This window comes from Rhodobacter sp. NTK016B, assembly GCF_017303295.1.
Lineage (GTDB): Bacteria > Pseudomonadota > Alphaproteobacteria > Rhodobacterales > Rhodobacteraceae > Pararhodobacter.
In genome coordinates this window covers 133,169-156,740 of the sequence record NZ_JAFKOK010000015.1, presented here as the reverse complement: position 1 = coordinate 156,740, position 23,572 = coordinate 133,169, and the positions used below count along the sequence as shown (strand labels likewise).

Annotated in this window: 23 protein-coding genes and 1 tRNA gene; 12 read left to right on the top strand and 12 right to left on the bottom strand. The window is 64.1% G+C overall.

The genetic code is table 11. The features are described 5' to 3' along the window. Positions 1–297: 297 nt before the first annotated feature. Positions 298–1,812, top strand: a complete 1,515-nt coding sequence (locus tag JI664_RS19120) for a replicative DNA helicase (protein WP_207015374.1) — start codon at positions 298–300, stop codon at positions 1,810–1,812. A gap of 273 nt (positions 1,813–2,085) precedes the next feature. On the opposite strand, the gene JI664_RS19115 is transcribed toward JI664_RS19120, so the two are convergent. Further along, positions 2,086–2,931 carry an AAA family ATPase gene (locus JI664_RS19115; RefSeq protein WP_207015373.1) on the bottom strand — a complete coding sequence of 282 codons (846 nt, stop codon included), beginning with the start codon at positions 2,929–2,931 and terminating at the stop codon, positions 2,086–2,088. A gap of 299 nt (positions 2,932–3,230) precedes the next feature. Between JI664_RS19115 and dksA the strand changes: the two genes are divergently transcribed. Beyond that, positions 3,231–3,653, top strand: coding sequence for an RNA polymerase-binding protein DksA (gene dksA, locus JI664_RS19110; protein ID WP_207015381.1), 423 nt, complete (start codon positions 3,231–3,233; stop codon positions 3,651–3,653). 93 nt (positions 3,654–3,746) lie between these two features. Beyond that, positions 3,747–4,973, top strand: coding sequence for an FAD-dependent monooxygenase (locus JI664_RS19105; protein ID WP_207015372.1), 1,227 nt, complete (start codon positions 3,747–3,749; stop codon positions 4,971–4,973). A 54-nt stretch (positions 4,974–5,027) separates the two neighbouring features. On the opposite strand, the gene JI664_RS19100 is transcribed toward JI664_RS19105, so the two are convergent. Then, complete coding sequence (locus tag JI664_RS19100) at positions 5,028–6,365, bottom strand: ATP-binding protein (RefSeq protein WP_286174178.1); 1,338 nt, start codon at positions 6,363–6,365, stop codon at positions 5,028–5,030. Positions 6,366–6,438: 73 nt separating this feature from the next. On the opposite strand from JI664_RS19100, the gene JI664_RS19095 reads away from it, so the two are divergent. Both JI664_RS19095 and JI664_RS19090 read left to right on the top strand, forming a co-directional pair. Beyond that, a complete protein-coding gene (locus JI664_RS19095) occupies positions 6,439–7,350 on the top strand; it encodes an MBL fold metallo-hydrolase (protein WP_207015371.1) in 912 nt (303 codons plus the stop codon). A gap of 94 nt (positions 7,351–7,444) precedes the next feature. Next, positions 7,445–7,519 (top strand) — tRNA-Asn (locus JI664_RS19090). Between the two features lie 726 nt (positions 7,520–8,245). Here the strand turns inward: JI664_RS19090 and JI664_RS19085 are convergent. The 4 genes from JI664_RS19085 to JI664_RS19070 are packed head-to-tail and all read right to left on the bottom strand — an operon-like array spanning position 8,246 to position 10,612. Continuing rightward, entirely contained in the window at positions 8,246–8,722 is a 477-nt protein-coding gene (locus tag JI664_RS19085) for a hypothetical protein (RefSeq protein ID WP_207015370.1), read from the bottom strand. Positions 8,723–8,739: 17 nt separating this feature from the next. Then, a complete protein-coding gene (locus tag JI664_RS19080) occupies positions 8,740–9,267 on the bottom strand; it encodes an anthrone oxygenase family protein (protein ID WP_207015369.1) in 528 nt (175 codons plus the stop codon). A gap of 55 nt (positions 9,268–9,322) precedes the next feature. Beyond that, a complete protein-coding gene (locus JI664_RS19075; protein ID WP_207015368.1) occupies positions 9,323–9,817 on the bottom strand; it encodes a hypothetical protein in 495 nt (164 codons plus the stop codon). A 45-nt stretch (positions 9,818–9,862) separates the two neighbouring features. Beyond that, positions 9,863–10,612, bottom strand: coding sequence for an SDR family oxidoreductase (locus JI664_RS19070; RefSeq protein WP_207015367.1), 750 nt, complete (start codon positions 10,610–10,612; stop codon positions 9,863–9,865). A gap of 177 nt (positions 10,613–10,789) precedes the next feature. On the opposite strand from JI664_RS19070, the gene JI664_RS19065 reads away from it, so the two are divergent. Continuing rightward, positions 10,790–11,803, top strand: coding sequence for a helix-turn-helix domain-containing protein (locus tag JI664_RS19065; RefSeq protein WP_207015366.1), 1,014 nt, complete (start codon positions 10,790–10,792; stop codon positions 11,801–11,803). A gap of 299 nt (positions 11,804–12,102) precedes the next feature. On the opposite strand, the gene JI664_RS19060 is transcribed toward JI664_RS19065, so the two are convergent. Together JI664_RS19060 and JI664_RS19055 are read right to left on the bottom strand one after the other, a co-directional pair. After that, entirely contained in the window at positions 12,103–12,627 is a 525-nt protein-coding gene (locus JI664_RS19060) for a hypothetical protein (RefSeq protein ID WP_207015365.1), read from the bottom strand. A 951-nt stretch (positions 12,628–13,578) separates the two neighbouring features. Beyond that, positions 13,579–14,469, bottom strand: a complete 891-nt coding sequence (locus JI664_RS19055; RefSeq protein WP_207015364.1) for a LysR family transcriptional regulator — start codon at positions 14,467–14,469, stop codon at positions 13,579–13,581. Positions 14,470–14,612: 143 nt separating this feature from the next. Here JI664_RS19055 and JI664_RS19050 point away from each other — a divergent pair, with 143 nt between their 5' ends. From JI664_RS19050 to JI664_RS19035, 4 genes are all read left to right on the top strand, one after another. Next, complete coding sequence (locus tag JI664_RS19050; RefSeq protein ID WP_207015363.1) at positions 14,613–15,926, top strand: gallate dioxygenase; 1,314 nt, start codon at positions 14,613–14,615, stop codon at positions 15,924–15,926. A gap of 77 nt (positions 15,927–16,003) precedes the next feature. Then, a complete protein-coding gene (locus JI664_RS19045; RefSeq protein ID WP_207015362.1) occupies positions 16,004–16,990 on the top strand; it encodes a TRAP transporter substrate-binding protein in 987 nt (328 codons plus the stop codon). A 5-nt stretch (positions 16,991–16,995) separates the two neighbouring features. Next, on the top strand, positions 16,996–17,505 hold the full coding sequence (locus JI664_RS19040; protein ID WP_349768747.1) for a TRAP transporter small permease: 510 nt from the start codon (positions 16,996–16,998) through the stop codon (positions 17,503–17,505). After that, positions 17,498–18,802, top strand: a complete 1,305-nt coding sequence (locus JI664_RS19035) for a TRAP transporter large permease (protein WP_207015361.1) — start codon at positions 17,498–17,500, stop codon at positions 18,800–18,802. Before JI664_RS19040 ends, JI664_RS19035 begins: the two co-directional genes overlap by 8 nt. A gap of 101 nt (positions 18,803–18,903) precedes the next feature. Here JI664_RS19035 and JI664_RS19030 read toward each other — a convergent pair whose 3' ends face one another. Continuing rightward, a complete protein-coding gene (locus JI664_RS19030) occupies positions 18,904–19,215 on the bottom strand; it encodes an ETC complex I subunit (protein ID WP_207015360.1) in 312 nt (103 codons plus the stop codon). 189 nt (positions 19,216–19,404) lie between these two features. Here JI664_RS19030 and uvrB point away from each other — a divergent pair, with 189 nt between their 5' ends. Both uvrB and JI664_RS19020 read left to right on the top strand, forming a co-directional pair. Further along, complete coding sequence (gene uvrB / locus JI664_RS19025; RefSeq protein WP_207015359.1) at positions 19,405–21,606, top strand: excinuclease ABC subunit UvrB; 2,202 nt, start codon at positions 19,405–19,407, stop codon at positions 21,604–21,606. Between the two features lie 64 nt (positions 21,607–21,670). Continuing rightward, positions 21,671–22,138: a YdcF family protein gene (locus JI664_RS19020; protein ID WP_207015358.1), complete on the top strand. Its 468-nt coding sequence runs from the start codon at positions 21,671–21,673 to the stop codon at positions 22,136–22,138. A 22-nt stretch (positions 22,139–22,160) separates the two neighbouring features. Here JI664_RS19020 and JI664_RS19015 read toward each other — a convergent pair whose 3' ends face one another. The 3 genes from JI664_RS19015 to JI664_RS19005 form a co-directional block, all read right to left on the bottom strand. Continuing rightward, positions 22,161–22,409, bottom strand: coding sequence for an excalibur calcium-binding domain-containing protein (locus JI664_RS19015; protein WP_207015357.1), 249 nt, complete (start codon positions 22,407–22,409; stop codon positions 22,161–22,163). Then, positions 22,406–22,807, bottom strand: coding sequence for a universal stress protein (locus JI664_RS19010; protein ID WP_207015356.1), 402 nt, complete (start codon positions 22,805–22,807; stop codon positions 22,406–22,408). The genes JI664_RS19015 and JI664_RS19010 overlap by 4 nt, the downstream gene beginning before the upstream one ends. A gap of 111 nt (positions 22,808–22,918) precedes the next feature. Further along, on the bottom strand, positions 22,919–23,521 hold the full coding sequence (locus JI664_RS19005) for a rhodanese-like domain-containing protein (RefSeq protein ID WP_207015355.1): 603 nt from the start codon (positions 23,519–23,521) through the stop codon (positions 22,919–22,921). Positions 23,522–23,572 lie beyond the last annotated feature (51 nt).

Genomic DNA, 23,572 nt, shown 5'->3' with positions numbered 1-23,572 from the left:
CCCCCTCTTCGGCAAAGCCGAATTCACCCCCCAGGATATTTCCGGATCAAAGATGAGGCAGCGCGCGTGGGAGCAAAAATCTTTGCAAGCGGCCTCAGTGACTTGGCTGTCATGGGTGCGGCTATGCGTCGGCGCTGGCCCGAATTCGTCCCGGGGACGCGTTGCTTGACGAGCGGGAATTTGGCATAACGGATCGGTTCTCATACCCCGTGCCGTGACCCGCGCCATGATCCACGCCGCCGTGATCGGCCGCCAGCGGATCCGGCGCCCCGCCGTTCAGCTCAACCGGAATCGCTCATGACCGAAATCGCCGCTCTCCGTTCGACCAATCCTCAGGCCGCCAACCCGGCGGAAACCGAGGTCGGGCCTGAGCTTCTTCCGCATAATATTGAGGCTGAACAACAGCTTCTGGGCGCGATTCTGACCAATAACGACATCTATGACCGTGTCGCATCGCTGGTGCGCGCCGAGCATTTCTTCGAGCCAGTCCACAAGCGAATTTTCGAGATCACCGCCGCGCGGATCCAGAAGAACGCGCTCGCCTCGCCGGTGACGATCAAGGCCTTCATGGAGGATGACGAGGGCCTCAAGGAGCTGGGCGGCGCGAATTACCTCGCCCGGATTACCGGTGCCGCCGTCGCCTCCTATGCCGCGCGCGATTACGCCCAGATGATCTACGATCTGGCCGTCCGGCGCGAGCTGATCCGTCTGGGCCGCGATATCGCCGCGCGCGCCAGCACGGTCGAGGTCGCCGACGAGCCCAAGGAGCAGATCGTCGCCGCCGAGCAGGCGCTCTACCAACTGGGCGAACAAGGGGTGGCCGAGAAAGGGTTCCAATCCTTCCTGCGCGCCGTGACCGAGGCCGTCAATGTCGCCGCTGCCGCCTATCAGCGGGATGGCGGGCTTGCCGGGATCTCGACGGGGCTGGTCGATCTCGACAAGAAGCTCGGTGGCTTGCACCCGTCTGACCTCATCATCCTTGCCGGCCGTCCGTCGATGGGGAAAACCTCGCTTACGACCAACATCGCCTTCAACATCGCCAAGGCCTATAAGCGCGGCATCCGCCATGACGGGACCGAGGGCGCGGTGAATGGCGGCGCGGTCGGGTTCTTCTCGCTCGAGATGTCGGCAGACCAGCTGGCGGCGCGGATCCTGTCCGAAGCGGCCGAGGTGCCGTCGGAGCAGATCCGCCGCGGCGACATGTCGGAAGAGGAATTCCGCCGCTTCGTCGAAGTCGCAAAGACGCTGGAAAACTGCCCGCTTTATATCGACGACACGCCCGCCTTACCGATCAGCCAGGTCGCGGCGCGCGCACGGCGGCTGAAGCGGACGCATGGGCTCGATGTGCTGATGGTCGACTATCTGCAGCTTCTGCGCGGCTCGTCCAAGGAAAGCCGGGTGCAGGAAGTCTCCGAGATCACGCAGGGCCTGAAGGCGATCGCCAAAGAGCTGAACATCCCCGTCATCGCGCTCTCGCAGCTGTCGCGCGCGGTGGAAAGCCGCGACGACAAGCGGCCGCAATTGTCGGACCTGCGCGAATCGGGCTCGATCGAGCAGGATGCCGACGTGGTGATGTTCGTGTTCCGCGAGGAGTATTACCGCGAGCGGGAAAAACCCTCGGACCACGATCTCGAAGCGATGGCGAAATGGCAGGAGGTCATGGAGCGCACGCATGGCAAGGCCGAGGTGATCATCGGCAAGCAGCGTCACGGCCCCATCGGCACGGTGGAACTGAGCTTCGAAGGCCGCTTCACCCGATTCGGCAACCTTGTTCAGAGCTGGCAGGAAAACGGCGGCGACAGCGGGTTCTGACGTTTAGTCGCTGCGGTGGCGCGAGTGGGGGGCTCTCCCCCCCGCCTTCGGCTCCCCCCGGGATACTTAAGGACCAAAGATGCGTGAAACCGGGACGAAGCCGGGCGCGGTCCACGTCCTTGCACGCCCGCATCTTTGATCCGGAAATATCCTGGGGGGTGAATTCGGCTTTGCCGAAGAGGGGGGCAAAGCCCCCCTGCCCGGTCGCGCGAGATCTCGGCGCCGGAGGCGTCGCGGGCGAGGGCGAAACCGCTCACCCGCGCCTGCGCGGGTTCAGCGTCCCTGATTGCGGCGCGCCATGAAGGCCAGACGCTCGAACAGATGCACGTCCTGTTCGTTCTTCAGCAGCGCCCCGTGCAGTTTGGGCAGCGCGTTCGCGCCGTCGCGCTTCAGATCCTCGGGGCCCAGATCCTCGGCCAGCAGCAGTTTCAGCCAGTCTAGCATTTCCGAGGTCGAGGGCTTTTTCTTCAGCCCCGGCGTTTCGCGCAATTCGAAGAATTGCGTGAGCGCGGTCGAGAGCAGCTGTTCCTTGATCCCCGGATGGTGGACCCGGACGATCTGCGCCAGCACTTCGGGTTCGGGGAAGCGGATGAAGTGGAAGAAACAGCGCCGCAGGAACGCGTCGGGCAGCTCCTTCTCGTTGTTCGAGGTGATGATGACGATGGGCCGCACCGCCGCGCGCACCGTCTCGCCGGTCTCGTAGACGTGGAACTCCATCCGGTCGAGTTCCTGCAACAGGTCGTTAGGGAATTCGATATCCGCCTTGTCGATCTCGTCGATCAGAAGAACCACTTTCTCGGACGCCTCAAAAGCCTGCCAGAGCTTGCCCTTGCGGATGTAGTTCTTCACGTCATGCACGCGCTCGTCGCCGAGCTGGCTGTCGCGCAGGCGCGAGACCGCATCGTATTCGTAAAGGCCCTGATGCGCGCGGGTGGTCGATTTGATGTTCCACTCGATCATCGGCACGCCCAGCGACGCCGCCACCTGCCGCGCCAGTTCGGTTTTCCCGGTGCCGGGCTCGCCCTTGACCAGAAGCGGCCGCTCAAGCGTTACCGCCGCGTTCACGGCCATCGTCAGGTCGTCCGTGGCGATGTAGCTGTCGGTTGAGGAAAAACGCATGTTCGTTCCGTGTGCTGGGCCCATTTCGCGGCGACCCTAGCCGCGCGCCTGCCAAGCCGCAAGAGAGCGGGACGCCCCGCGCGCAGGCGCCGCGCCCATGGCAGCGGCGCGAACCGCGTCCCGGCGGCGACGGTTTCCCGCTGCGGCGCAGAGGTCACGGCTGCTGAAATGTTACCTTTTCGCGCGTGACATCGCGGGTGGCACAGGCTATTGCCCTGCGCAGGGGGCTCGGAATGACCGCACAGAACGAAATCGTCGGGTCGGTCGTCTACAGTTCCGGGCAAACAGGGGATGCGCCTATGAAACCGGAAACCTTTCTTCCTGATAACTACAAACCGGCTGAAGACGAGCCGTTCATGAATGAACGTCAGCTCGAGTATTTCCGCCGCAAGTTGCTGGCATGGAAAGAGGGAATCCTTGCCGACAGCAAGGAAACCCTGAACGATCTGGCCAATTCCAACCGCAATCTTCCCGACATAGCCGACCGCGCCAGCGAAGAGACCGATCGCGCGCTGGAATTGCGGACCCGCGACCGCCAGCGCAAGCTGGTCTCGAAGATCGACGGCGCGCTGCGCCGGATCGAGAATGGCGAGTTCGGCTATTGCGAGATGACCGGCGAGCCGATTTCGCTCAAGCGTCTCGATGCCCGCCCGATCGCCACGATGACGCTCGAAGCGCAGGAACGCCACGAGCGCAGCGAGCGCGTCCACCGCGACGATTGATCCCGGCAGCGCGGGCGCCTGTGCCCGCGCGCCCTTGGCTAACCTGCGTAGCCCCCGTTTGATGCTCCTGTGACTGGCAGGCCTGTGACAGATATGTCCAAAGACAACCCGCCCACGACAGAACGGAACACGCAGGACCGCCCCGCCCCCGATACTGCCAGACCCTTGTCCGGTCGCCCGGCCCTCGTTCTGGGCGCGGGCGTCGCGGGTCTTGCGCTGGCCACCGCCCTGCGGCGCTTCGGGGCCGACGTGTCGATCCTGGAACAGGCGCCGCAGATCACCGAAGTGGGCGCGGGCCTGCAGATCAGCCCGAATGGCGCGCGCGTTCTGGCCGCGCTGGGGCTCAACCCTGACAGCATCGGCGACCGCACCGAGGCGGTCGAGCTGCGCGATCACGGCGGGCGACTTGTTACCCGGCTTGCCATGCCGCAGGACGGCCCCGGTTTTTACCTGTCCCACCGCGCCGACCTGATCGCCGCGCTGGAACAGGCGATGCGCGAGGCCGGCACACGCGTGCAGCTGTTGCAAAAGGTCGAGCGGATCGCCCTGACCGATACCGGCGCGCGCATCCGCACTGCAATCGGCACCGATCACGACACGCCGCTGGTGCTGGGCGCCGACGGACTGCATTCGGCCCTGCGCACCACGCTGGACGGCCCGCGCGAGCCGTTCTTTACCGGGCAGGTCGCCTGGCGCGCGCTGATCCCCGGCGATGGCGGTGCGCGCGTCGCGCAAGTCTTCATGGGGCCGGGTCAGCATCTGGTCAGCTATCCGCTGCGCGGTGGCACACTGCGCAACATCGTCGCCGTGCAAGAGCGCCGGGTCTGGGCCGAAGAGGGCTGGAATCACTCCGACGAGCCCTCAGCCCTGCAAAGCGCCTTCCGGGGCTTCGGCGGACCCGTGCCCGGCTGGCTGGACGCCGTGCGCGAGGTCTATCTATGGGGTCTGTTCCGCCATCCCGTCACCCGCAACTGGCATGACGGCAAGGGGCGTGCGGCGCTTCTGGGTGACGCGGCGCATCCGACGCTGCCATTCATGGCGCAGGGCGCGAATATGGCGCTGGAAGATGCTTGGGTTCTTGCCCGGTCGCTGGCCGCAAAGCCCGATGACAGGACCGCCGCGCTGCGCGACTACGCCGCCGCCCGCCATGAACGGGTGTCGCGCGTGGTCGGCATGGCCAATGCCAATGCGCGCAACTACCACCTGCGCGCGCCCATCGCACCCTTCGCACATGGCCTGCTGCGCCTTGCCGACCGGGTCGCGCCGACGCTGGCGCTGAAGCGGTTTTCGTGGATCTACGATCACGACGTGACGCGCTGAGCGCACGGGCAGCCCGGCGCAAGCGTCGCGCTACAAACCGCCGTCGCGGGAAAATCAGCCCTCGGCAACCGGCAGAACCAGCCGCGCCAGCAGCCCGCCATAGCCCTCGCTTGTCCCGGTGCCCAGCTCAAGTCGCCCGCCATGCGAGCGCATCGCATCCGCGACGATGGCCAGCCCCAGCCCGGCCCCCGACCCGCGCGAGGCGCCCCGTGCCAGATCGAGACGCACGAAGGGCCGGGTCGCGCGGTCGCGGTCTTCGGGATCGATGCCGGGGCCGTCATCCTCGATACAGACCGCGACCTCGGCCCCCTCGGCGGTGATCCAGACCCGCGCGCGCGTGCCATAGCGCACCGCGTTGCCGATCAGGTTGTCAATCGCCCGCCCCATCAATTGCGGACGCAGGGCGACCGACGGGCCGTTCCAGCCCGGCTCGAAGGCGACTTCCCGGCCCGCGCGCCGCGCCTCGGCCACGCGGGATGCGAGCAGCGCGCCCAGATCGGTCTCGTCCATCGGCTCGACCGCCTCGGTGCGCGCGAATTCCAAAAACCGGTCGATCAGGCTTTCCATCTCGGCCACGTCGGCCATCAGCGCCGCCGCCTCGGGGTCGTCTTCCATCATCGACAGCGCCAGACGCATCCGCGTCAGCGGTGTGCGCAGGTCGTGACTGACGCCCGACAGAAGCAGCGTTCGCTGTTCGATATGCCGCTCGATCCGCTCGCGCATCTCCAGAAACGCCTTGCCCGCCGCGCGCACTTCGGTCGCCCCGCCGGGCCGGTAGCGTACCGTCTGCCCGCGCCCGAATGCCTCTGCCGCAAGCGCGAGCCGCGCCATGGGGCGCATCTGATTCTTGAGGTAAATGAAGGCGATAACCCCCATGACGATGCCGATGACAAAGGTCAGGACCAGCATCTGATGCGGGTTGCGCGCCGAAATCCGGCTCAGCCCGAAATGCAGCCGCAGATAGCCGTGGCGCGATTCCAGCCACAGCGTCAGATCCCCCGTGGCCAGCGCCACCTCGCGCATTTGCGGCAGGCCGCGCTGCAACTCGGCCACGGCAAGCGAGCCTGACAGGTCATAGAACGGCAGTTTCAGGTCGATGGGCGGCGGCAGCGATTCGTCGATCTGCGCGGTGAACAACCCGAAGCGCGCCCCCAGCGCCTGCGCTTCGTCCTGCGCGCTGGCAAGATCGGGCTGCGCGTCGACCTGATCCAGAATGTAGCGCGCCACCAGCAGGAAATTCCCCGTCATCTGCCGCGTCACGCCGTCGTAATGGCGCTGGATGAAAGACAGCGACACCACCAGCAGGATCACCGAGACCGGCACGAAAACGATCAGCGCCGCGCGCCAGTACAGGCCGCGAGGCAAAAACGGTTTGAGAAGGCGGCCCAGCATGGCGATACTCTAGCCCCGACCGGCGCGCATGGCGAGAGCGCCCGCGCGGCCCGGACAGCAAGAAAGGACCTCCATGCCCGATACCCCCTTCGACCCGCGGCCCGGTCAATCCCTGCCGCTGGCCCCCGGTCTGCGGCTGGTTCTCGCGCCCAACCCCTCGCCGATGACCGAGCGCGGGACGAACACCTACCTGCTGGGCGAAGGCGCCGTCACGGTCATCGACCCCGGCCCCGCCGATCCCGGGCACCTGCGCGCAATCCAGGAGGCGCTGGCACCCGGCGAGCGGATCGCGCGGATCATCGTTACCCACGCCCACAAGGACCATTCCCCCCTCGCTCGCCCGCTGGCCGAGGTGACCGGCGCCCCCGTCGCGGCCTTTGGCGATGCGCGCGCGGGACAATCGGCGCGGATGGCGGCCCTGATGGCCTCGGGCGCCGAGGTCGGCGGCGGCGAAGGCGTGGATGCGGATTTCGCGCCCGACGAGTTCCTCGCCGATGGCGAGACGCTCGACGCAGGCGGCCTGCCCCTGCGTGCGGTCCATACGCCGGGGCATCTGGGCAACCATCTGTGCCTGCTGTGGAACGGAGCGCTGTTTTCGGGCGATCACGTGATGGGCTGGGCGCCAAGCCTCGTTTCCCCGCCCGAAGGTGACCTGACCGACTTCATGGCCAGCCTCGACCGGATCGAGGCACTGGGGCGGCTGCGCTATTATCCCGGCCACGGCGCACCGGTCGAAGACGGGCTTTCCCGTACCCGCGCGCTGCGTGATCACCGCCGAGGCCGCGAGACCGCGATTCGCGCCGCCGTGGTCGCTGGCGCGGGCGATCTGCCGGCGATCACAGCCGCGGTCTATACCGATGTGCCCCCGGCCCTGCTGCCCGCTGCCGCGCGCAACGTGCTGGCCCATCTCATCGATCTCGACACCCGCGGACTGGTCCTTTTCGACGGCCCCCCCGGCCCCCAAACCCCTGTAATCGCACCCTGATTTCGGGCCAGAGGAAGAATTTACATTTCCGACAAAAAAAACCGTGCCCACCCTCTGGACGCCGTCATACCCCATTGCTATACGGCCCACGTGTTCCGGCGTAGCTCAGCGGTAGAGCAGTTGACTGTTAATCAATTGGTCGTAGGTTCGATCCCTACCGCCGGAGCCAACTAACCTTCTGAAAATTAGACAAAATTTTTCGGTTAGTTGGCGACCGTGCGTGGCCTTCCCGGAAATTTGTGCGCAAACTGTGTGTCAGACTGTGCGCTTTGTGGCCTTCATGGTACGGCATTTTGCGTCTTCGTCGAAGTGTGATTGACGGTCGACCATGCGCAAATTCGGATTATCAAGCACCTTCTTCAAAGCAGCGAAATTGCCGCCCCGCCGGATCCGGCAAGAGCCCGAAGCCGTCCTATATCACTGTTTTTATTATTCTTTTTTTCTCGGAAGGCGTACTCGGCTCCATCAAGATAAGAACGTCATTCAGGGAACTACCTCCCCGTTTCCCGTGCGCAGTGCATGAAAACACCCTCGTCAGGGCTCCGCGCACACTACACCTCGACTGTGCGCAATTGAAAAACAATCAACTGAGCCTGGCGCGTATGACCGCATACAACCACAAAGACTGTCCGCAGAGTGCAGCCCTTGAAGCGACGTCGAGACATGAGGGCGAGAGGAAAGCTCTTCAAAGAACCTCAATGTATCGCGGAATGTGGGGAGTCAGCCTTCGCCGCGGCTTGACCATTGGCAGCTACGGGCGGAAAGCGGCCGTTCGCTGCGGTTGCGAATTGACTTGAGCCGCTGCACGAAATCGGACGTTCGAAGAGGCAGGCCGGAGCAGCGGCCTAGACCCCCAAGCATAACGGCGAGTTGCTCAATCTGCGAGCCTCGTGGCTCACCGCGCCTCCGCCCGACGAATAACCGCCAGATACGCATAGACCGGCACGGCAGCCGCAATGACAACCCGCAGGACATGCAACCCCAGCCATGTCGCCCGGACCTGCGACGCCTGCGCCGCAGTATAGCTGTCCCAGATCAGAAGGATATTCTGCGGAATGAAATAACCCAGCGTGAACATGGTGTTCGCCACATAAAGCCAAATCGCGATCATCCAGGTTCGCCGGATGGGCCGGTCCTGCCAATCGAGCCGCGCTGACAGCACCAGCCCGACCAGTGTGATCATATTGAGCGGAATGATGGTGAGGGCGAAGTTCACGAACTCGTCCCAAAACCCTGCCCGCCAGACCAGCGGATCGGTCCCCAGCCAGCGGATGCCGTAGGATAGCAGGATGAGCAGGCCGCCGCCCGCGAAGGCCGCAGAAGCCAGGATGGCGATCATATTGACGGTCCTGCGATAGGTGGCGTCGGTCATGGGCGTCGTCTCCGCGTTCAGCGCGTGGGGCCAGCGGCAAGCGCGCGCAGGGCGTAGAAGGGGATGGCAAGCGTGAGCAGGACGCGGGGTATATGGCCCAGCAGCCAGAGCGTCCGAATGGTCGCAGCGTTGTCATCTGTCACCGGACCCGTCAGCGCGATGGTCTTGTAAAAGCCAAGCGCGTCCCCGAGGGGCGACCCGACCGCCGCCGCAAGGCGCACATTGAGCGGCATGTGGAAAAAGACCGTGATCGCTGAGAGGGCCAGGTAAAGCCACAGCGCGATGACCCAGTTGCGCCGCGCCGGGGCATTGCGCCAATCGAGCCGGGCCGACAGGATCAGGCCCACCAGCATCAGCAGAAACAGCGGCATGATGGTGAACAGGAAGTTGCTGAACTGGGGGAAGAATTGCGCGACAAAATCGGCGGGCGCGAGGCGCAGCCAGTAAACTCCCATCGACAGGCCGATAAAGGCATTGGCACCAAAGAAGGCGGCTGAGGTAATAATGGCCAGCGCGGTGACGCGGCTGCGGTAGGCTGCGGTCATGCGGATTTTCCCAAATGTTGATTGCGGCAAGTGTCGGCTTCGCAGGTCTGCACCTTCACCCCGTCACCAATCGGTAAAGGACAAAGATTTCTCCCATCACCATCGGAACCGACAAAAGCACCTGAAACAGCCAGACGACGCCCATCTTCTTGTCCCAGAACTGTTCCCTGATGAAGACCCTTTGGATGACTGCCATATCAGCCAGACAGGTGATCACGAAGAGCCAGGCAAGCGCGCGGATTGCACCAGCCGAAAAGCCCTCAACGATAGCGAACGTCAGCAGCAACGCCGTCAGGGCCACCGCCAGATCGCCGACCGCGATCTGAACCTTGGCCCTATAGCTGATCGCGTCGTCCAACTGATCGGGCATCACGACGGTCATGCCGATGAACCGAAACATGTGCAGGACGGCGACCGGCAGAACAGCGACCGCGAACTCTGCCTGGGCGATGCCGGGGAAAAGCCAGCGAATCAGAATGATCGTCGTCAGCAGACTGACCGCCATCTGAACATTCATCACCAACAGGTTGCGGCGTGCGGAAAGGGTCATTCGCGTATCCTAGGATGGGCAAAACAGAGAATTTTGCAGCGAAACTTAGTGAAACTCGGTCTTTGCGAACTGGCGAAACAGGAAGGCAGGGGCGATCCGGCTCATCCACTTGATCTGGCTTGATTGTCCCAGCAGCATCTCTGTCTGGTTGCGGCGTAACCCCTCGAGAATGTCGCGCACGAGATCGGCGGGCTTCATCTTCTTGAAATTGCCGGATTTCAGCACCTTGGCCATGTCGGTATCAACGACGGGCGGCAGGGCTTCGAAAACGGTGATGCCATGGGGCTGCAACTGGTGGCGCAGGGTTTGCGCGCAGTGATGGATCAGCGCCTTGGTGCCGGAGTAGACCGGCGTTCCGGGTGAAGCGACAAAGGCGATGCCCGATCCGATGAACAAAACCCCGGGCTGTGCGCTTTTCTCCAGAAGCGGCAAGGCGCGCCGCGTCAGGGTCAGCGGAGCCGCTGCGTTGATCGCGATCTCGTTCTCGATCTTTTGCAGCGCGTCGGGATCGTTCCGGAAATGATAAGCGAAGAACACGCCCGCATTGTTGATCAGCAGATCGAGCCGACCATGCTGCGCCTGAACATCTGACAGTATCCGCTCCTGATCCTCCGCAACCGTCACATCCCCGGCGATCGCCTGTGCGCCGGTCAGCCGCGCGGCCTCGGCCAGCTTGCCCGCGTCGCGCCCGCAGACGATGACCGTGTTGCCGAGCGCTACCAGCTGCCGTGTCAGTTCAAGGCCGATGCCGGAACCGCCGCCGGTGACGAGTATGATCTTCGATGTCAGGTCCAAGCCGATCTCTCCATGCGATCGTGTCATCTTGTAGCTAGTCGTGTTGGGCGGGCGTTTGCCACCGCTTGTGACTTGCAGATCGTATCAATGACTTGCAGATTCGTTCAGCGCTGTTGCGTCGGACAGGGGGAGCCGCTCTAGTGATAAGGGCGGTCCCGCCGCGCGAAAGGTCCCGGCATGCAGAGCTGCGAGCGATCCCCAATCTACACATCTGCCGTCCTGTCCGGCCCGATCTGTGGTATTCTGGGTATCGGCTGGGATGTGGTTCTGACACGTGCGGGTATTGACGCGACGGAGCGGAACGACCGGTCTTTTCTCGTGACCGCCGAAGAGTATCTGCGCCTCTGGTCCGCGATAATGGACTTGTCAGGACAGCACGATGTGGCGCGGCTTCTCGGGCTGCGGATGGCGGGTGGTCCGGCAATCCCAGTTCTTTTCGCGCTATCTACAGCGCCGGATTTAGAGACCGGCATCACGCGCATGGCACAGTTTAAAAGCCTGTTCGGGCCAATGCAATTCTTGGTGTCGCGCAGCGCGTCCGAGTTCACCGTGCGCGTTGCGCCGGACGTTGCCTCCGCCCCTTTGCCCGGAACCTTCAGCAGCCCCCAGATCATCTATCTGCACGCGCAGGCCAATGCGCTGGCGCGTCATGCGATCCGGCCTCTGCGGGTGTTCTTGCCACTGCCGCAGGACGAGCGAGAACGTCTGGTTGACGTATTCGGCAGGGTCCCCGAGCAGGGTGACGCCACGCTGATCTATACCCGCACCGACGCGCACACTCCGTTTATTTCGGACAATCCCGAGCTTTGGGAGGCCACGGAAGCTGACCTTCAGAGCCAGGCCATGATCCAATCCAAAGGCTTGCCCTTATCGGACCGGGTCCGCGCGACGATGCTGGAGGCGTTCTCGATCACCGAACCCAATATCGCACATGCGTGCGGGCGTCTTAGATTAAGTCGGAGTACCCTTTTGCGGCGTCTCGCGGATGAGGGGTTGACCTTTCAGTCGTTGCTGGACGAAACGCGAAAAGATCTGGCAATCCGCTATCTGCTCAAGAGCGACCTCAACAACCAGCAGATCGCGCACCTTGTGGGGTACCGTGATCCCAACGCGTTCCAGCGCGCGTTCCGGAAATGGACCGGAATGACTCCTCAAGCCCTGCGCGCAGATAGCGCACAGTGGGACGCGTAACCGGCGCAAGCTACTTTCGCGCTTCAGAAGTCCGTAGATGTATTCAATTCTCGAAGGCAGCGAATGTCGGCTATTCGAACTGCTGCCGCAGGACGCAATTGCTGTTTTGAATGGCCGCAATGGGCCGTGAGCACCCGCAGGCATTGCGCGCCAGGGCGAGGGGCCTGCCGCACTGCCGCAGGTCTGCTTCAAGCCCATACTATTGGGCGCTGCTCTGTGCGCCAATGTCCACTCTTCGGAGTGCGGCCAAGAACGGGACAAAATCAATGGCGGGTTTGCCATGGGTGTGCGGCGCCTTCTTAGAAAAGCGCTTCGCATTCCTCGTCCAGGGTGGCGGTTCCTGTGAAAAAGGCGAATGCGCGTTCCGGGGTGAGGTCGAATCTGAAAATTCTCTCCAACGCGCCAAAACTGGCGATCGCCTGATCCGGAGCCCCGGCGATATCGGCCTTCAAAGCACCCCCTTCGACAGGGGTTTCAGACTCTCCCAGCCCCTCCACCAGGAAGAAATGCTCCGGCTCCGGGCCACCGACCCGAAAGAGCGGCGGCCCGGCCAGCTCTGGCGGCACCGGGACGTCCGCCAGCTTGATGGCCTCGCCCGCCCGGATCATGATGGGCAGGTTGACAAAGACCGACGTCAGCAGAGGCTGCGAGAGGATTGCCGACACGTCCTCGGGCACTTCCTGCGCGACCCCGCGGAAGAGGCGCATTAGCTGTCCCAGCCGTGGCCCGATGCCGCCGGTCTCCTCGTGGGTGCATAGGCCGAATGCCACATGCGACCCGAAGTGAAAGGCATACACCCCACCGACCAGCGATTTTCCCGCCATCTCGTCACCTCTCCGGTTTCCGCCGCCCCGGAACGGGTAGGCATAGGTCGGGACAGATCGGCTAGGCAATATCCAGACCGAACGCCCGGAGGGGACTGTTACATGCGACGAACTTTGAGCCAAGAAGGCTAGGTGGCGAGCGCATGAGGTGACGTCCAAAGTCGCGCTTCGACCAATGAGAATGTTAGAACGCAACCGTTATCGTGATCGACGCCGGCCAGCGTGCTTCACTGCGACATATCCGAAAACGGAGCTTGGCAGACCTGCAGTGAAGAGCATTGCTGTCCGCCCTGCATGCCTTGGTCGAAGGGTCACTCCGCGGTCCCCGAGAATCTGCTTGATCCGGCGCTCTGTGAGCCCGTTGATCCGGGCAAGCTCAGAGACTTCCTTCCCTGCCCGACAGTCCTGCACGATTTAATCGTCTCGTTTGGTGAGTTCGAAGGCTTCCAAGTGTTTCTCGCTCGGAAGTTGTATTTCTTGTGATTTCCGGACTGTGCGCCAGCTGTACGTCACAGACGCGCTCAACTGGCGTAATCAGCCCGACTGCTGCGAACACAAGTTCGCCTGTTTTCAGTGGGTTAGCTCGTTCTCGGCGGGTTGAGTGCCGAACTGTTGATCAATTGGTGGTAGGTTCGATCCCTACCGCCGGAGCCAAATCTTCCTGATAATTCAGCGATTTGTGAGCAAGCCCCCCAAGGGGGCTTTTCTCGTTTTCGCTCCTGGGGAACAGCGGGGGAACCGCGCTTGCCGCACTAATCATTCGGGGCGGCTACATTCCCGGAGCTCCGGCCCGGAATTGGTTCACATGGGGCGTCCCCGTGAGTCCTGGTGGCGTGCAGCAGAGAGTCTAGGAGCCGGCGTTATTCCTCCGCTATTCATACGCGACGCCTCAGGTACCAAGGACATGCCATCACAACGCTGCGTGGTGATGGCGGCAGAACGGCCCAGACCCTACCGCGACGCCTCGGTCAGGAAATCGAGGAACACGCGGGTGCGGGGGGACATGAGGCGGCGGCTGAGATAGACGGCAGAGAGGGTCGAGGCCTCGATATCGAAGGTCACGTCGGGGCGCACTTCGACGAGCGAGCCGTCACGGAGCTGGTCGCGGACGTAATGGCGCGGCAGCGGGGCGACGCCTGCGCCGTTCAGCACCGCCGCGCGCACCACCAGCGGGTTGTTGACGTGGCTGATGCCGGTTTCGAGATCCAGCGTCGCCGCCTGTCCCGCCACATGCACAGGCACGCGTTTGCTGCCGTAGCGCGTCTCGCAAAGCTGGATATGGCTGCGCAGCGCCTCGAGCCCGTCAGCCACCGGGTTCCGGGCCAGATAGTCGGGGCTGGCGACGCAGGTCAGCGCGCCCGCGATCAGCACCCGGGCGACGAGGTCGCTGTCTTCCATCCGCCCGACCACCACCGCCATATCCACCTGCTCGCGCAGCAGTTCGACGCCGTGGCTGGTGATCAGGATGCGCAGGTCGATCTTGGGCCATGCACGGCGAAAGGCCGGAAGGCGCGGTGCGACGATCTCCTGACAGAAAGCCGGCGGCAGCGCGACCGACAGCCGTCCAGCCGGATCGGCCCTGAGTCCCGCCACGATGGCATCGGCCTCGCGCGCCTGTTCGATGATCATCAGGGCGTGGCGATAGAAGGTCTCGCCCTCGGCCGTGATCCGCTGGCTACGCGAATTGCGCTGCAAGAGGCGGACGCCCAGCGCCTTCTCCAGACGGGCAATGGCGGTCGAGACGCTGGATTTCGGTCGCCCCAGCAGCGCGGCGGCCCCGGTCATGCCCCCCTGCTCTACCACCGCCACATAGACCGGCACGTCATCCAGGCTCCAGCGCATCCTATCCTCCACATCGTTCAATTAACTGAACGCTGCGGCCAAGATACGGTGATTGTTCGAACATAGGAAGGGCTCTATCCCCTTTCTATCCGGCCCGGTCCGCGCGTCTTCGCGGGCGCGGCTGTTTGGACAGGAGGAACCCCATGGCTCGCATCATCGGCGGCATCGGCGCGTCGCATTCACCCACCATCGGCTTCGCCAAGGATAACGGCAAACGCCACGATCCGGCATGGGCGCCGATCTTCGCGGGGTTCGATGTCGTGCGCGACTGGGTGAACGCCAAGAAGATCGACGTGCTGTTCCTGATCTACAACGATCACATCACATCGTTCTTCTTCGATCATTACCCGTTTTTCTCGCTGGGCATCGACAGCGCGTATCACCCGGCGGATGAAGGCGGCGGCCCGAGGGACGTGGCGCCCGCCATGGGCCATCTGGGCCTGTCCCAGCATATCGCCACGGCACTGACGGCGGACGAGTTCGATATGTCCTTCTTTCAGGGCAAGCCGGTCGATCACGGCTTCCTGTCGCCGCTCTCGATGCTGGGCGATGATACCGGGCCTTGGCAGGGCAAGGTCGTGCCACTGCAATGCGGACTGCTGCAGTTCCCGATCCCCACGCCCAAGCGCATGTGGAAGCTGGGTAAATCGCTGCGCAAGGCGATCGAGAGCTATCCCGAGGATCTGAACGTGGCGATCATGGCCACCGGCGGGCTGTCGCATCAGGTCCATGGCGAGCGCGCGGGTTTCATCAACGAAGACTGGGACAACGAATTCCTCGACCTGCTCGAGAAGAATCCCAAGGCTCTGGTGGACATGCGGCTGGCCGATTACGTCACCAAGGGCGGCATGGAAGGCGCCGAGGTCATCATGTGGCTGATCATGCGCGGCGCGTTGTCCGATGACGTGACGCTGGTCCACAAGCAAAGCTACGCGCCCTCGGTGACCAATATCGCCACGCTGGTCTTCGAAGATCAGGGTGCCGCTCCAGATGCGGACGAGGTCGCGGCATACCGCGCGCATATGGGCTACGAGTTGCAGGGCGTTGAAAAGCTCGGCGGCACCTATCCCTTCACGCAGGCCCGCAGCCACGAGAACTTCCGGCTCAACGATTTCCTGCACGACCTGATCAAGCCCTCGCATCGTGAACGCTTCCGCAAGGATTTCGACGCGCTTGCCGCCGAGCGGGGCCTGACCGAGGACGAGATCGACCTGATCCGCAACCAAAAATGGATCGAGATGATCCGCCGCGGCGTCAGCTTTTTCATGCTTGAGAAACTGGCCGCTGTTCTGGGCGTGTCCAATCCCGAAATCTATGCCGCATTCCGGGGTGAGACGCTCGAAGACTTCCTCGCCACGCGCAAAGTGCCGATCACCTATTCGGTCGCGGGCGGCAAGAGCGCCGACAAGACCGCGCTTGAGGGGGCCGCGCTTGAGGAGGCCGGCGACAAAGCCTGAGCGCCGGAACGCCCCCGCCAATTCCCGGCCCGCCCATCCGGACCGGGACAATTCCAGCCATTTCACGGGAGAGAGACATGACAATCGCAAAGACCTTCGCCGCGGCCACTCTGGCCATGGGCCTTGCGCAGGGCGCACTGGCCGAAGAGCTGAAACTCGCGGACTTCCAACCGCCAACGCATTTCATCGTCGACTCGGTCTACACGCCCTTCGGCGAGGCGATCTCGCAGGCGACCGACGGCGATGTCACGCTGCGCGTCTATATGGGCGGCGAGCTGGGCCCGGGCCCGGCGGAGCAGTATAACCGCGTGCTGGACGGCGTGACGGATATCGCCTTCTCGCTGCCCGGCTACACCGCGTCGAGCTTTCCGATGACCTTGCTGGCCGAGCTTCCGGGCGTGCTGACCGCCGAGACCGGCACACAGGCCATCGTCGACAATCTCGACATGCTGGCGCCCGAATATCGCCGCGCGCAGCTGGTGGGTCTGTGGAACAACGCGCCGAACCTGCTGCTGATGGGCTCGCGCGAGGTGGACAGCCTCGATGATCTGGCGGGTCTCAATATCCGCGTGCCGTCGCGCAATGCCGGTCTGATCGTGCAAGCCTGGGGCGCGAACCCGGTCTCGATGCCCGCGCCTGAGATCTACAACGCGATGCAGACGGGCGTGATCGACGGCGCGATGATCGATGCGACGACGCTGGGGGCCTTCCGGCTGGCCGAGGTCACGCAATCGGTCACCATGGGCATGGACACGACGATCTCTCTGTTCTTCATGGTGATGAACCGCGACACGTTCGAGGGCCTCTCGGACGACGCACAGGCCGCCATCGTGGAAGCCGGGCGCACCGCCTCGCTGACTGGCAGCGCGCAATGGCTGGAGGTCGCCGCGCGCGCCCTCGCCGCGTTCGAGTCCACCGACGGCAAAACCGTGATCACCCTGTCGCCCGAGGAAGCCGCCCGCTTCAACGAGGCGTCGGCCCCGGTGGTCGAGCAGATCATTGCCGAGACCGAGGCCAACGGCATCCCCGCGCAGGCTTATGTCGCGGCCCTGCGCGGCGAGTGATCCCCGTGCGCAACGCAACGCTCAAGACCTGGTCGGCCCGCGCCGGCCAGGTTCCGCTCCTTCTGAATATCGGTGCGGGACTGTGCCTTGTCGCAATGGTCTGCGTGATCGCGGCGGGCGTGGTGATGCGCTATTTCCTCGGCAATCCGCTGATGGGCGCGAACGAGATCGTGCAGACGATTGCCGTCGCACTGGTCATGCTGGCGCTGCCGCAGGCGACGGCGACGGGCGCCCATATCCGTGTCGATCTGCTCGACCGGACGCTGGGTCGGTGGGGGCGGCTGGCGGGCGACATTCTTGCCCGCGTGCTCTCGATCACGGTGCTGGGCCATCTGTGCCTGCGCGCCTTTGCCAAGGCTACCGAGGCCGCCGAATACGGCGATGCGACGAACATGCTGCAGCTTCCGCTCTGGCCGGTCTATGGCGCGATCCTGATCGGCATGGGCCTGTGCATCCTGGTCTTCGCGGCGCAGATCCTCGGGCGGCTCATGGGATGGACCCCCGATCATGAGTGACCTTGCCATCGGTATCTTCGCCATCGGCGGCATGTTCGCGCTGATGCTGATGCGCACGCCCGTGGCCTTCGCCATGCTGATCACTGGCTTTTTCGGCATCTGGGTCGTCGAAGGCCTGCGCCGCGCGGGCGCGATCCTGTTCACCGAGACCTATTCCTCGGTCGCCAATTACAACCTGATCGTGCTGCCGATGTTCGTCCTGTTGGGCAATATCGCCTCGGAAGCCGGGTTCTCCCGCGCTTTGTACGACGCGGCCCATGCCTGGGTCGGTCGGTTTCGGGGCGGCTTGGCCTCGGCCTCGGTCATCGGCTGCGCGGCGTTTTCGGCGGTATCGGGATCGTCGGTCGCCACCGCCGTTACCATCGGCAAGGTCGCCCTGCCCGAGATGAAGCGTCTGGGTTATGCCGACGGGCTGTCCACCGGCGCCATCGCGGCGGGGGGCACGTTGGGCTTCCTGATCCCGCCCTCGACAGGCTTCGTGCTTTACGCGATCCTGACCGAGGAATCGATCGGCCGGCTGTTCATGGCGGGCATCCTGCCGGGCCTGTTGATGATGCTCATGTTCATCGGGGCGATCTGGCTTGTCACGCTGCGCCGCCCCGAGGCAGGCCCGGCGGGCGAGGCGCAGCCCTTTGCCCAGCGCTTTCGCCTGTTCCTGACCGCCGCCCCCCTGATCAGCGTGATCGTGGTGTCGATCGGCGGCATCTATCTGGGCGCCTTCACCCCGGTCGAGGCCTCGGGCATCGGCGCCGCGATGACCACGCTTCTGGCGTTCGGCACCGGCAGAGTGTCGATGCGGGGTTTCGCCAATGCGGTGGGCGAGACGGTGCGCACCTCGGCCATGCTGTACATGATCGTCATCGGCGCGAATGTACTCAACCCTTTTCTGGCGCTGACCGACATCCCGGCGGCGCTGGGTGACGGGCTGACCGGGCTTGGCTTTGGCGCCTATGGCACGCTGGTGGTGATCCTGCTCAGCTATGTGGTGCTGGGCATGTTCCTTGACGGTCTGGCGATGTTGGTCGTCACCGTGCCTATCTATTACCCGATCATCCTTGCCCTCGGCTTCGACCCGATCTGGTTCGGGGTCGTTGCGGTGATCGTGATCGAGATGGGCATGATCACCCCGCCCGTGGGGCTGAATGTCTTCGTCGTGCGCTCGGTGGCGCAGAATGTGGCGCTGAAAACCGTCTTTGCGGGTGTAACCCCGTTTCTGCTGGCGATGTTGGTGACGCTGCTTCTCATCATCGCCTTCCCGCAGATCGCGCTGTTCATCCCCGATTCGATGTTCGGTTAACCGGCGCGACCGGTCTGGAAACACAAAAGGCGCCCCAACGGGCGCCTTTTCATCGCTGACAATCGAGTCCGGCCACCAAAAGCGACCCCGGGCTCACCCCGTCAATGCGTCCAGACCTGCCGGCGGTTGGTGGCGAAGTTCTCGCCATAGCCGCCCGCGCGGATATTGGCGGCGCGGTCCTTGGGTTCGCGGACCACGTAATCGATGCCCTTGGCTTTCGCATAAGCCTCGGCCTCGGCCTGCGAGTCGAAGCGCAGCCGCACCTGCGCCTGCGTGTCGCCCGAGCCGGTCCAGCCCATCAACGGATCTTTCTGCTTCGATTCCGCCGGCGCGAAATCGAGGATCCACTGCCTGGTGCGGGCCATACCCGACTGCATGGCGTTGCGGGCGGGACGATAGATGCGTGCGCGCATGAAGAACTCCGTCTGGCTTGGGGCCTTATCCGAAATTGCACCCGTCCTGACAAGTGGATTCCAAAGCGCGACAGGGTCGCACCCCCTGCCCCGTCGCCGCGCCGCTGCGGAAAACAGCCGCGCCCCTTGCAGAAGAACAAAATAGGCACAATTGTAGGGCAACAGCCCAGATCGCGCGGTGGACGCCCCATGCACAACAATCGCCCGGACGCCTTTTCCGAGATGCCGATGACGACCGCGCCGCTCAAGCGCGAGAAGCTTGAAGGCGGTAAGCGTTTCGTCATGCAGACCCCGTTCAAACCGGCGGGCGACCAGCCCAACGCCATCGCCGAATTGTCGGGCGGCGTGGTCGCGGGCGAACGCGATCAGGTGCTTCTGGGCGCGACCGGCACCGGCAAGACCTATACGATGGCGAAGATCATCGAGGAAACGCAGCGTCCGGCGATCATTCTGGCGCCCAACAAGACGCTGGCCGCGCAATTGTATGGCGAGTTCAAGGGCTTCTTCCCCGACAACGCGGTCGAGTATTTCGTCAGCTATTACGATTACTACCAACCCGAAGCCTATGTCCCGCGCACCGACACTTTCATCGAGAAGGAAAGCCAGATCAACGAGGCCATCGACCGGATGCGCCACTCGGCCACGCGCGCGCTGCTGGAGCGCGACGATGTGATCATCGTGGCCTCGGTCAGCTGCATCTATGGTATCGGCTCGGTCGAGACCTATTCGGCGATGTCGCAGGACCTCGTGGTGGGCGACATCTACGACCCCCGGCAGGTGATCGCGGATCTGGTCGCCCAGCAATACAAGCGCAACGATGCGGGCTTCCAGCGCGGCGCCTTCCGGGTGCGCGGCGATGTGGTCGAAGTCTGGCCCGCCCACCTCGAGGACCGGGCATGGCGGATGTCGTTCTTCGGCGAAGAGCTCGAGGCAATCACCGAATTCGATCCGCTGACCGGCACCAAGACCGACACGTTCGACAAGATCCGCGTCTACGCCAATTCGCACTATGTCACGCCCCGGCCCACGCTCAATCAGGCGATCAAGGGCATCAAGGACGAGCTGTTCCACCGGCTCAAGCAATTGAACGAAGACGGGAAACTGCTGGAGGCACAGCGGCTTGAGCAACGCTGCAACTTCGATGTCGAGATGCTGGAAGCGACCGGCGTATGCAACGGGATCGAAAACTATTCGCGCTATCTTACGGGCCGCGCACCGGGCGAGCCGCCGCCCACCCTGTTCGAATTCATCCCCGACAACGCCATCGTCTTCGCCGACGAATCCCACGTCACCGTGCCGCAGATCGGTGGCATGTACCGGGGCGACTTCCGGCGCAAGGCGACGCTGGCCGAACACGGGTTCCGGCTGCCGTCCTGCATGGATAACCGCCCCCTGAAGTTCGAGGAATGGGACGCAATGCGCCCGCAATCGGTCTTCGTCAGCGCCACCCCGGCAGCGTGGGAGCTGGAGCAGGCGGGCGGGGTCTTTACCGAACAGGTGATCCGCCCCACCGGTCTGCTGGATCCTTTGGTCGAGATCCGCCCGGTCTCGATGCAGGTCGATGATCTGCTCGACGAGGTCCGCCGCGTCGCCGCCGAGGGGATGCGGGTGCTGGTCACCACGCTGACCAAGCGCATGGCCGAGGATCTGACCGAATACCTGCACGAACAGGGCATCCGCGTGCGCTACATGCACTCGGATATCGACACGATCGAACGGATCGAGATCCTGCGCGACTTGCGGCTGGGCGCCTTCGACGTCCTGATCGGCATCAACCTGCTGCGCGAGGGTCTCGATATTCCCGAATGCGGGCTGGTGGCGATTCTGGATGCCGACAAAGAGGGCTTCCTGCGCTCGGAAACCTCGCTGGTACAGACGATCGGCCGGGCCGCGCGGAACTCCGAAGGCCGGGTCATCATGTATGCCGACCGCATCACCGGCTCGATGCAGCGCGCGATGGACGAAACCGACCGCCGCCGCGCCAAGCAGATGGCGTATAACGAAGAACACGGCATCACGCCGACGACGGTCAAGAAGAACGTCGAGGACGTGCTGGCGGGGCTGTGGCAGGGCGACACCGATCAGTCGCGCATCACCACCAAGGTCGACAAGCCGATGGTCGGCGCCAATCTGGCCGCGCATCTGGACGGGCTGCGGGCCGATATGCGCAAGGCGGCCGAGAACCTCGAATTCGAGGAAGCGGCGCGTTTGCGCGACGAGGTGAAGCGGCTGGAAGCGGTGGAACTGGCCGTCGCCGACGACCCGCTGGCCCGTCAGGCTGCCGTAGACGCGGTGGTCGAGGACAGCGTGAAGACCCGCGGCCGCTCGACCGCGGGCAAGGCGGGGTCGAACGCGAAACAGGCGGCGAAGTCGAAGGGGCGAAAGCGATGAAGCGCGATCCAAACAAGGTCGCCAACCCGCTTCATCCGGGCTGATAAACCACCGCGTGCCCGAAATGCTCCCCACCGCCCTCATCCTCGGCGCTGCTGTCTGGCCCGGTGGCCTTCCCTCGCCCACGCTCAGCCGGAGGGCCGCGCATGGGATTGCGCTTTTCAAGGCCAGTGAGGTGGGCGCGATCATGGGGTGTGGCGGGGTCGGGCGGCACGGGCCGAGCGAGGCTGAGGTGATCGCCCGGCTTTGTCGCGAGGCGGGCCTGCCCGAAAGCGCGATCCTGCTGGAAGACCACTCTACCAGCACGCGCGAAAATCTCGTGAATGCCAAGGCTTTGCTACCCGAGGGTACGCCGGTGGTGATCGTCACCGATCCGTATCACGCGCCACGTGCGCGGGTTATGGCGCGGCAGATCGGACTGAACGCGCGCTTGTCATCGCCACCATGGCACGAGATCGGACCGCGCCAACGACTGCGCAACATCCCGCGCGAGGCACTGGGGCTGGCGGCGGCGGTGTTGAGGCTGCGCTAGCGGCGACTCACTAGCGGCGGTTCTAATCGTCATCCGGAGGCTCGCAGGCGATGCCGTCACCATCGCGGTCGAGGTGGTAGATATCGTCGCCGATCACCTGAACCGGCCCCTCGACATAGGCAGGCCCGTCCCCGGACCCGCCCGCGCAATCGACATCCGATGCGACCGGCACGCAGACCTGCGCGTAATTCGGGTCGCATTCCTGCGCCCTCGCAGGCCCGGAGGCGAGGACCAGAGCCAGCGCTGTGGCAGCCCCGGCCCCGCTTTTCATCGCATCAGATGCACCGCACAGGTGGCGTTGCGCGCGACCCAAGTGGCGGTCGAGCCGATCAGCGTGCGGTCCGAGCGGTGCGAGGCCAAGATGATGCAATCGGCGTCCTCGGCCTGCGCATGATCGAGGATCATCCGCCCCGGTTCGCCCTCAAGAACGGCGACGCCGGCCTGATCGAAGCTTGCCGCCTGCCGCGCCAAGTCTTCGCGGATCGCTTCGGTCAGATCCTCGCGCCAGCCCTGCGGCATGTAGTCAATGGCGTAGAACGGCACCTTCTCCATCACATGGATCAGCATCACCAGAGCGCCGGGCGCGGACAGCGCGCGGGCGATCTGCAGCTCGCGGCTGATGTCATAGCCGGGCTCATAGGCGACGGGCACAAGGATGCGGGCATACATGGTCGGTCCTTTCAGAGTGTCACGCCGGAGCACCGGCGCGCTATGAATGTAGGACGGAGCGGGCCAAGACCCAATCCCCGGCGGCCCGCGCAGACCGGATGTCGCACCCGCTCAGCCCTGCGGCACCAGAACGCTGAGACCCAGCATCCGCCAGACCTGCATCCCGCCGCGATAATAGCGGATACGCTCGACCGGATAGCCCGCCTCGATCATGTTGCGGATCGCGGTGGGCGACTGACCGCACCACGGCCCGTTGCAAAACAGCACGACCTCGCTGGCATCGGTGCAGTCGAAGCCGTCGAAATCCAGCGCGCAGCCCAGCACATCCAGCCGGTCGGCAACCTGATTATAGGGCAGATGAATCGCGCCCGGGATCGTGCCGCCCTGGTAATCGGCATCGACCCGGCTGTCGGTGACGATCACGTCGGGGTCCTGCAGCGCCTCGATCATCTCAAGCTCGCCGATCGTGACGACGCCCTCGGCGGGGCTCATCGGCTGGATGCAGAAATTCGGACAGGGGCGCGAGGTGCGCGCCCATTCGCCTGAAAGCTGGTTGTCGTTGTCCTGCACACGCGCGATTTCGGCCGGGCCTGCATCGGTCTGCACCGTGACGCTGGCGATGCCGGGGGTGATGTTGACCGGCTCGGCCAAAGCAGCGCCGGGCAGCACGAAGGCGGCGAGCGCAAGCGCGCACCGGAAAGACACGGGTTTCATGCAAATCCTCCCATCTATATTCGCATCTTCGAATGATAGCAGGTTGGGCGG